At 32.6% G+C, this 7454-nt stretch carries 6 protein-coding genes; all 6 read right to left on the reverse strand.

The window, feature by feature from the left end:
• A partial coding sequence (locus tag RWZ86_RS07835) for a YSIRK-type signal peptide-containing protein (RefSeq protein WP_314681176.1) occupies positions 1-706 on the reverse strand: 706 nt, incomplete at its 3' end.
• Between the two features lie 291 nt (positions 707-997).
• Complete coding sequence (gene srtB / locus RWZ86_RS07840; protein WP_314681178.1) at positions 998-1831, reverse strand: class B sortase; 834 nt, start codon at positions 1829-1831, stop codon at positions 998-1000.
• Positions 1832-1893: 62 nt separating this feature from the next.
• Positions 1894-2871 (reverse strand): class B sortase, encoded by a 978-nt coding sequence (gene srtB, locus RWZ86_RS07845; protein WP_314681180.1) that lies wholly within the window; start codon positions 2869-2871, stop codon positions 1894-1896.
• 7 nt (positions 2872-2878) lie between these two features.
• Complete coding sequence (locus RWZ86_RS07850) at positions 2879-4090, reverse strand: DUF5979 domain-containing protein (protein WP_314681182.1); 1212 nt, start codon at positions 4088-4090, stop codon at positions 2879-2881.
• An 18-nt stretch (positions 4091-4108) separates the two neighbouring features.
• Positions 4109-4672, reverse strand: a complete 564-nt coding sequence (gene lepB / locus RWZ86_RS07855) for a signal peptidase I (protein WP_314681185.1) — start codon at positions 4670-4672, stop codon at positions 4109-4111.
• On the reverse strand, positions 4673-7165 hold the full coding sequence (locus tag RWZ86_RS07860) for a vWA domain-containing protein (protein WP_314681187.1): 2493 nt from the start codon (positions 7163-7165) through the stop codon (positions 4673-4675).
• Positions 7166-7454: the final 289 nt, after the last annotated feature.

Below are 7454 nucleotides of genomic sequence, written 5' to 3' on the forward strand. Positions count from 1 at the left end.
TTTGTTTAATATGTTTTAAAACATCAATTTTAAATTGATCTTTTTTATTCGTAGGCTTAGCTTCTTCTTTTGCTATTTCAGCTTGCATTTTATCAATATTTGCTTGTAACTCTGGAATAGCAGCATCACGAATGCCTTTATATTTTTCTGCTTCTGATGCAGCATTTGCGGCTGTAGTATCTACAGCTCTAAACCCACTCTCACCTTTCCCTGGAATAGCTTGTCCATTTCTAGGATCTTGGTTTTTGTTTTCTTTTTCTTCTTTCTTGTCTGCAGTTGCTTTTGGCATACTTTCAACAACGAATGCTTTACCGTTTACTTCTGACGTAGCTTTTGCTACTTCTTCTTTTGTTGCAGCTTCATTTACAGCTACAGCTTTTGCATTTGCTAATTCTGCTTTTGCAGATTCAATTACTGAAGCTGTTTTTTCAGTTGATGCAGCTTTCTCTAAAGCTGCTTCTAAACGAGCAATTGCTTCGGTTAATTTTGATGTGTTCACTTTTTCAGCAACATCTGTTTTAACATTCTTTCCAGCATCTACCGTTGCAGGTGTGACTACTTCTTCAGCTGCTTGTGCATTTGTACCACCTAGCACAGCTAATCCTGAAGCAATTGCTACACTAGCAACTCCAACCGTAAATTTACGAATGCTATATCTCAAAAATCTCTGTGCTTGAATGGCACGTAAACTTTGATTCTTTTTCAAAATAACTCCTCCTATTTTAGAATAATTCCTATTTTAAAAGAAATTTTCTTTTAAATAATTATTATGATACAAATCAACTCTACTGTAAACAGCATAAAATTGCAAGTAAAATGGAAGTATTTTTTTTTTTTTTGAAAACGCTACCTTTATTCGCTGTACAACATTTTCAAAATAATTCTCCGTCCAACTCTCACAATATAAAGATAACTTTTATAGAGTAATTTTATTTTTTAATTATATATTCAAACTTATTTTTATATACTTATTCATTTAAAAATATACCGCTCTTTGTTATTTTTCTTTGACGGGTTTCAGTTTTAATAAACAAATAATGATAACTAACAAAATAATAATCATCATCAGCAACAATAACACGACATAAAAAATCCATATAGAAACACTACTTTGTTGAGGAATATGCGTTGTAATGGACGGTGAGTTTATCTGATTTTTCTTAAAAACTGAATTTATTTTCGCTAATAAAATATGTCTTCCATTTGTTACATCCACAAAACACGTACTTAATAAACAAATTTTATCGTCTGAAGTGACCGATACATCCCTTTTATATTTTGCTTTCGTCAATAAATATTGATAATACGCTTGATTTTCTTCTACATTATCTGCTAATGGGCGATAAATAGTCATATCATACGCATCTACTTCTAGAATACCGAAGATTTCCAACTCTTTTTCTTCACCGTTATAATAAATCGTTCCAAAACGATGATTATCGAAGAACTCTTTATCTGTAAATTTTTTAATATCTCCAAACATATCGCCTGTTGGAACATGATGTCCATAAATAATAGTATTAAAATTTGTAAAATTAGCATTAAAACGATAGTCTAAGAAGATTGAACCTGTCACTACATAGTCTCCAAATGCATTATGATCCAAATACTTTACATTATCTTCACTTTGCAGCAACGGATAATCAATATGTGTTCCATCAATGCTAATCCATCCTTTTACATCAGGATGATTTTGTTGTAACTGATAAAATCCTTTTTCTTCATGATGCTCAATCGGATTGTAGTTGTCTAATTCATCCGATAACACAAATGGAGTATTCATTAAAAATAAAACAAAACTAATGAACATTATCTTTATAATCTTCTTCACAAATTGACCTCTAAATCAAAAAGGATAGATAGCAATCACTCAAACTATCCACCCTTTTATTTTTAACGATTTCTTTCTTTACGTTGTTGTACCATTAACACTACTATCACGAGTAAGAATAATACTACAATGATAAGTACTAATATAATAATGTACCAAATCCATAATGGAATGGATGATAAATATTTCCCTAAGGATGAATCATCAAACACACTATATGGGAATGGCTTTGATTTTTTCATATGGAATGTATTTTCAGGAATATCATCCGTAATTTTTGCAACTACGATATGCCGACCATTCGTGACATCTAGAAAACATGTACTCAGTAATATAATATGATCATTCTTTCTTATAGATATATCTCTTTTATTGATCGCTACAGAAAGCAAATGCTGAATATACTCTTCTTGACGTTCTTCTCCAACAATGCCAGGATCATAAATATTGAAATCATAAGCATCAACTTCTAACATTTCAAATATTTCAATTCCTTTTTCTTGTCCATTATAAAAGATACTTCCATAACGATGTTGTTCAAAATATTCCTTATCTGAAAACTTCGCTACATCTCCAAACATGACTCCATTTTCTACATGATGACCATAAATAATGGTGTTAAAATCTTCAAATTTCGGATTATTTCGAGCATCTAAGAAGATAGCTCCCGTAGAAGCAAATTCTCCTTTGGAATCTCGGGTTAAATATTTTTCGTTATCTTTTGCTTGTACTAATGGATAGTCAATATTCGTTCCATAAACATTAATCCAACCAATGACTTCTGAATTCAACTTTTGTAATTTTTCAAATCCCGAAAAGCTAGCTAATTCATCTTTTTGAGCCGAAGATACAGGGCGATACGCTTCATACTCACTAGAGGAAGCTAATGAATAGACTTGATTCGAATCCCATAATGCATAAAAACCAAACAGAAAAACTAAAGCTGTCACAAGCAAGAGAAAATGGTTCAATAAATTATCTAGAAACAGAACAAAATGTCTTGAAATTGATTTCTTTGGTTTTTCTTGATTCGTCTTCATTTCTTAATTATTCCGCTTCTCTACGTCTTTTCGCTACTAAAATAAATCCAAACAATCCTAATCCAATCATGATAATAAATGGAAGATTATCAATTAATAAACCTGTTGGAGTAACTTCTGGTAAAGTGTTCGTTACAATATTATTATTTTCTTTTTCCCCAATTAAAACATCTGCAACAGTGTAAGCTTGTGATTGAGTACCAGTTGAACCATTCTTTAGAGTTCCGTTTTCTTTATAAGCTGAAGATGGTGTATAACCTGAAGTTCCTTCTTCTTTTAAGGTATATTTTGTACCTGCTGGTAAATCAGCGAATACTAAACTTTCTCCATCATGTAGAGTGAATTCTTTTTCAACATCTTTTGTAAATTGAATTTGTTCTGATCCTTTTGTACCAGTATAAGTTCCAGTTTCATCTGTCGAAGCTGCTTTGAATGTTAATTTGAAAGTAAAGTTTTTAGTTTTGCTTGCTAATCCCCCAGCAACTTTTTTTGTAATCGTTAATGCATCTGCATTTGGATTAATAGTTGATGGTGTGTCTCCAGTTTTACCGGCTTTTTTAGTATATTTATTTTTGAACAAATCATATTTATAGACTTTTGAACCACCTTCTGTTCCTGCTTCAGTATTTCCTGCTTTTTTAGCAGTGGCAGCTGTTGTACTTCCAGCAGTTGTATCTACGAAGTAAACATTAGAAATGTATGTTCCTGTTCCTTGAGATTTGTTCTTAACGAATACGTGCATTTCATATGTTTTTGTATCGAATGTTAATGTATCAATATTATTAGCTAAAGCTGTCCAACCTGTTTGTTCTTCTGATACTGTATACACATATTCCCCAGCATTTGCATAAGTTACTCCTGCAAAAATATCATCTGTCGCTTTTGTAATGGCTGTTTTCCCTTGAGGAAGAGTATCTCCCGCTCCATAAGTAACTGTTCGATTTGGAATTGTTCCATTTGTTGGTGTCACTGTTTCATATGGGACATTTGCACTATTTTGTCCTGATTTTGGAGCAAATTTAAATGTAAATGTTGCTGTTGGAGTAGTAATTCCTTCTGCAATATCTAATTCTTTATTGACTTTTACCACAACATTTTTTTCATTTTGAGAACTTGCTACTTCATTTTCAGCTAATACATTTGGTACTTGTAATAAAGATAAAATTGTTCCCGCTGCTACTACACCTGTTGCTAATTTCTTCATAAATGTTTTTTTCATTTCCTAATTCTCCTCTTTTTAAAATCCTCTTCTTCTAACAATTGTGACGACTTTTCCTTGTGTATCTTTAATTGGTATAGGTCCAAACACACGACTATCTACTGCTGTTGTTCGATTATCTCCTAGCACAAATAGACTTCCTTCAGGTACTTTAAGCGGAAATTCTACCCCTTCTTTATAAAGCAATGTTTCTTTATAAATATCCTGCTCTTGTTGGGGTGAACCATTAACGATTAATCCATCTTCGTTAATATCAATCGTACTACCTGCTGTGGCAATGACACGTGCCACACGAAGTTTCCCCTTATATTCATACGTTAGCAAATCTCCCACTGAGTATTTCTTATCAAGTCGATAATAAACTACTACATCTCCATCTTTTAGCGCTGGTTTCATTCCATCATCGTTGTAACGAATAATTCCAAACAAAAAGAAATATAAAAGTGCTAATGTTGCTATAACAAATACTATTTTTCCTAGAAGATAAACGATATCCTCTTTAATTCCTGGTGGACCTTTTCCTCTCTTCGGCCTTTCTTCTTTGACTTTTTTTAGTTGCAAACTTTCTCTTCTACTTAACATTTAGATTCTTCTCCTATTCGTAATCATCACCAATAAACCTAGAACTCCGATACATCCAACAATCATGAGCATCATATTAGATGAATCCAATATATCTAATCCAGTAGCCGGAACAGATACTCGTTTATTCATGACTCGAACTTGCTTATCACGATCTAATTGTCCACTTTGGTTTTCATAAGTTACTGTGTATCCCCTTTGCGAACGTGAAGATTCTCGAACTTCATAATGAGCCCCAATTGGAAGATCATCAAACCGAATTGTTTCTCCTCGTTTTAAACTCACAGTAGCTCGATCATTAGAAAATAAAACGATACTTTCTTTATTTCCTTTTTGTGCTTTTATTTGTTTATTTTTCAATCCAGTAATTTGAATTTCCATTTCAAAATCTTGTTGATAATTTGCTAATTCACCGCTCACCTCATTTGTAATGGATAAGCTAGGATATTTTTGATTGGTTATCGTTACTGTCTTATCTTCTGTTAATACTCCTTGTTTTACAGAGTAATCAATTTTATAATGTCCTGCATATTTTTCATCCTCTGTAACGGTATAATGAGCTCCTCTTGGAAGATACGAGAGCTGAATCGGTGTATTTGGTCGAAGTTCAATATTCGCAACACCATTTTTAAAGGTTAATCCACCATATGTTCCCGACAACTCTCGATTATTACTATCACGTAATTCAATTTTCACATTATATTTTTGTTGCTGTACTTCTTCTCCCGTCAATTTCTTCTGAATGGTTAAGCTCGGTTTTTGTTGATACGTTACCTTGAAAGAAGGTGCATCTGTCGTTCCAATATTTTCAACTTTTGCATCAAATGCAGACAGTTCTTGCGGAGCAATTTGATATTCATACCCTTTAGCAACGTTTTGAATTTCTCCTTTATTCGATTGAGGAATTGTAATTTGTCGATAATTCGGCGTATCTTGTCCACCTGTTTTATTTTTCTTTGTTAGTCCTAATGTAATCGAATTTGGTTTTATTGCTGTAACATTCGTTCCCCCACGTGAATCTTTCCACTCAACTTTGACTGGAATATTTAAAGGCGTAGACGGGCTAAAACTTGGTACTTCAGAATATTGAAGAGTTTTCGTTTTTTCTTTCTCAATTCCATAAGTATAAGTTACTGTTGCTGATTGATTCGAATACAGTTTTGACTTATCTCCGTTTAGCGCATCAGAAGCTGTAACTTTCTTATCTCCTGTAATCGCATCTAATGCTTCTTGAGAAGATTTAACGGTGAATTTCAGTGCATATTTGACACCGTCTTCCATTCGATAATCGTCAGCAAATTGTGCAGTAACAGACATTAGCCCTTGTTGATTTTGTTCTGTTGTCACTCTTGCTTCTTGCTCTGTTAAAGGTGTTTCAACTCCATTTACTATTTTAACAACTCTAAGATTTGAAGCATTGTTCGGAAGTAATGTCACGAATTTTGATAAAGTATCTGTAATTGTTACTTTTCTGATTCCTAATGGTCTTATTTTTCGTGTAATATCATTCAATCCATCAATCAATTCTTGCTCAGTATTGGCATATAATTCTTCACTTGGAATATTTCTATTTAATCCTCTAACTTGATCTCTCATCCAATTTAATGTATCAAAAGTTCCTTCATATGCAAATGCTACAGAATAAAATCCATGAACTGCAGGAGAAATCGTTCTAAGACGATTTAGCAAATTACCGTATAATCTATTATTAAACCAATTCCCTGCATTAGGATACTTAACAACACTATGTCCATAGTTGTTATAGTACATATTTGCTTCTCCATCTGACAGGACAATAACAACTCTTTTCGTACCCCGTCTAGCATTCTGTAGTAGAGTTATAGCATCTTTCAATCCCGCTTCAACATTCGTATTGGTTCCTATAGTTCCTCGCCCTTCATTTCCTTTTACTTCTCTTGGAGCTAATTGTAAATTAGAAACAACTCGTTTTAGTTGATTAGCATTATTACTCCAATCAGAATAAATATACGAATCATCAAAGGAATTAATTCCTCTTAAAAAATCCACACTTTCTCTTGGCTCGACTCTCCCATTATTCCATCGATAAAAATCATTATCAGCTCTTCCAGCAAATCCAACTATAGAAATTTTATTGTCTGGATTTGAAAGTACAGAATCAATTAAACCTGGAGTATTATTCTTTCCAACTAATGCATTTTTTAATGCTTGAAGTCGACTAACACTTTGATTTCCAAGAACTGCTTTCCCCATACTTCCTGACAAGTCCGCTACAAAAACAACATCTAATGGTTGATACGTAATATTTTGTCCACTATTTGAAGTGATGTCTAACATCAATTCATATTGGTCTGGAATTGTATTTCCATTACTATCTCTCATTGGTGTAATTGTTTTATGATAAGTGACTGTTGGATCTATTTCCTCAGCCCAGATTTTTTTTACCGGAAATAATATTTGAGAGAACACTAAAATGAATACTAAAATACCTTTTAATAACTTTCTTTTTTTCACAATGACACTCCCTTGTTTTTCATGAAAAAAACACACACTATCGGATATGATAGTGTTAAAATTGTACTATGTCAACGTTTTTGTGAATATTTTCGTTTATTTATTTTTTACATAAAATAAATGTTTTATAACGTTTTTTCACTATTTAATTTATTAGTTAAATCGTTTTTTCACATACTTTAACCTGGTTTTACTCCCCCTAATTAAACACAAAAAAACCTTTCTCGAAATCGAGGTTCTATAATTTATAGGGTTGATGGAGAAAATCCACCAATCCTATTTTAGTGTA

The organism is uncultured Granulicatella sp. (assembly GCF_963545075.1).
Lineage (GTDB): Bacteria > Bacillota > Bacilli > Lactobacillales > Aerococcaceae > Granulicatella.

What these genes read in the sequence shown, in the direction of transcription:
- srtB (WP_314681180.1), bottom strand. Translation starts at nt 2,871, where the DNA reads ATGAAGACGAATCAAGAAAAACCAAAGAAATCAATTTCAAGACATTTT.
- RWZ86_RS07850 (WP_314681182.1), bottom strand. Translation starts at nt 4,090, where the DNA reads ATGAAAAAAACATTTATGAAGAAATTAGCAACAGGTGTAGTAGCAGCG.
- lepB (WP_314681185.1), bottom strand. Translation starts at nt 4,672, where the DNA reads ATGTTAAGTAGAAGAGAAAGTTTGCAACTAAAAAAAGTCAAAGAAGAA.